This window comes from Clostridium bowmanii (genome assembly GCF_018861315.1).
Classification (GTDB): Bacteria; Bacillota; Clostridia; order Clostridiales; family Clostridiaceae; genus Clostridium_AD; species Clostridium_AD bowmanii.
The window spans coordinates 1-2,137 of sequence record NZ_JAHLDL010000091.1 but is presented as its reverse complement, the minus strand read 5'-3'; the positions used below and the strand labels follow the sequence as shown (position 1 = coordinate 2,137).

2 protein-coding genes are annotated in these 2,137 nt (G+C 37.4%); both read right to left on the bottom strand.

Translation table 11 applies throughout. The features are described 5' to 3' along the window. Positions 1-100: 100 nt before the first annotated feature. On the bottom strand, positions 101-1,126 hold the full coding sequence (locus tag KPL51_RS22955; RefSeq protein ID WP_216166746.1) for a tyrosine-type recombinase/integrase: 1,026 nt from the start codon (positions 1,124-1,126) through the stop codon (positions 101-103). Then, complete coding sequence (locus KPL51_RS22950) at positions 1,119-2,102, bottom strand: tyrosine-type recombinase/integrase (protein ID WP_216166744.1); 984 nt, start codon at positions 2,100-2,102, stop codon at positions 1,119-1,121. The genes KPL51_RS22955 and KPL51_RS22950 overlap by 8 nt, the downstream gene beginning before the upstream one ends. Between the last annotated feature and the right edge of the window lie 35 nt (positions 2,103-2,137).

Genomic DNA, 2,137 nt, shown 5'->3' with positions numbered 1-2,137 from the left:
TCATTATCCTAGAAATATGATTATCCGAGAAGGATCTCTTGAGATCGCATAAATTCTAGAGATTCTCATGTTTTTCTCGGATAATCTAATCATATTTCTATTACAGATTTAAAAACTCAGGAATCTTATTATCTTCCCTCATTTCATCGTTTTCTATAGAATCATGAGGGAACCATTTTTCATTCCATTCCTTCAAATGCTTATCTACAGTGTTTTGTGATAATTCCGCATAAATTTGTGTCGATTGAAGAGATACATGTCCTAGAAAATTTTTAATAACAACAAGTGGAACTCCTGCTTCTAACATATGACTGGCAGTAGAATGCCTCATGGAATGAGGTGGGTAGCTATTTTCCTGGAATAGTAATGGATTCTCTTCTTTTGCCAGACGTACATATTTATTGAAGATACCTTCAATACAAGAAACCGTCATCTGTTCATGGGTCTGGCTCGAAAAAATATGTCTGACTGTTTTTAATTCTATTTTTCTATGGATGAGATATTTTTGCAACATCCTTGCACAGGTGTCCGGGATGCCAATTCGCCTTGATTTTCCACCTTTTCCTTTGATATTTAGAGTGGCACCTTTAAGATTAAACTGTATATTTCCTATAGTCAGGTCGCAGATTTCTTGTGCTCTCGCACCACTTGCATACATTAGGCTGAGCAACAGCTTATCCCTGAGACCGATTTTTTTGTTATCTTCAGGTAATCGAAGCAATATCGATACCTCCTGAACCGAAAACACTGCCCGTAGCTTCTTCTGGGCCTTTTTCATTGGAATCTTAACAACGCTGCTCCGAAAGATTGATGCAGCATCAAAATTTCGATTCTGTGCATACTCAGAGAAAGAAATGATTGCTGATAGCCTTTGGTTTTTTGTTGATACACTGCATCCGCGAACTTTCTCTATCCAGTCCAAAAACTCCATTAGGTTGCCATAATTAAGTTGCTCAAAAGTAATCTTATCCGCTGGTATACCTTTCTTGGAGTACATGAATTCTATCAGCAGTCGAAAGGCATATTTATACGAGGTAACGGTATGGTGACTTGCACCAACTGAACAAGGCATGTAATTTGTTATATATCCATCAAGCAGTTCCAAAAACTTCGAAGGTTTATTCATGAAAATTCACCTCTGGGAAAATCAGTGCAGTATAGCCATCAAACAAATCCATTGCTTCTGGGAACATTTCACTACTAAATTTCAGATATTTTTCTGTTTCATTTAGGCTATCATGCCCCAGATATATGGAGAGGTATGGGACAGAGTCATCTATTCTGCGTCCGTCTTTTTCCGCTTTAGCAAAAGAATTGAACACAAAAACATGCCTAATACAATGCATGCAGGGACCTCTTTGATTTTTCTTCCTGCCAAGTAGAGAAATATCCCCCAGTTCCAATATGTCATTAAACTTATGTTGTGCAGATTGTGTTGTTACTGCCTCAATAGGGTCAACGGTTGGAAAAAGATATGCATCAGGATATCCGATTATTCCTAAAGCCATACAGTATTGCTTAAGGATTTCCGTCAATGAAAGATGCATTGGGACAAGCCTCTGCTTGCCACCTTTTGTATATTTTAGTTTCAGCACTCCTGTATCAAGATCTATATCTTTCATTTTCAATAATAGCGTTTCTCCAATTCGAAGCCCACATCCATATATGAGCCGTAGAATCATTGGATACTCTATGTGGATAAGGGTATTTTTGCGTGGCTGACCCATCTGCAACATATCTGCAATAGCAAATATGTGATTCATCTCATCATTAGAGAAGATGTATGGTAAGTAATCATCACTGATTTTAGGAATGGGTGGTAAATATGCATTAACTCCATAACTCTTAAGATGTTGCAAAAAAATTCTGATAACAACCACTACATTAGCAATGGTACCGCTTTTGCCAGTAAGGGTACGGATCCAGCCAGTCATCTGTTCTTCTAAAAGGTTTTTGTCCTTACAATCTATAGTGTAGAGATATTCATCAAACCTCTGTAATGTATGTCTATCGTGATCATGGGTACATTTGCTTTTTGAAGCTTCCCGAAGTTCTAGAAAATCAGTAAGTTCATCTTTTAATACACTCTTGAACAGGATCATGATTGGTCACCTCCGTCAAGAAATGTTTTAAATAA